We start from the raw sequence: 304 nt of genomic DNA on the forward strand, positions 1-304 counted from the left end.
CCCGGGCCTGGCTGCTGACGGGCGCATGCTGGCGCTGACTTCGCTGTCGTTCGATATCGCCGTGCTGGAGCTGTACCTGCCGCTGGTCAGCGGCGCCAGCGTGGTGCTGGTGGACCGCGACACCGCCCGCGACCCGGAGCGCCTGTGGGCGCAGATCGAGCAGCAGCAGGTCACTGCCATCCAGGCGACCCCCTCGACCTGGCGCATGCTCGCCGACCACCCACGCCTGCCAGCTTTGGCCGGTCGCCAGGTGCTGTGCGGCGGTGAAGCACTGCCGGCGGACCTGGCCGAACGTCTTATCGGC

1 protein-coding gene is annotated in these 304 nt (G+C 71.1%); it reads left to right on the top strand.

Annotation, left to right across the window (positions count from 1 at the left end):
* Positions 1-304 (top strand): AMP-binding protein (locus ACQZ2L_RS25130; protein WP_430328327.1); only part of this gene is annotated, 304 nt, incomplete at both ends.

The sequence above is a fragment of the Pseudomonas shirazensis genome, from assembly GCF_050496565.1.
GTDB lineage: Bacteria > Pseudomonadota > Gammaproteobacteria > Pseudomonadales > Pseudomonadaceae > Aquipseudomonas > Aquipseudomonas shirazensis_A.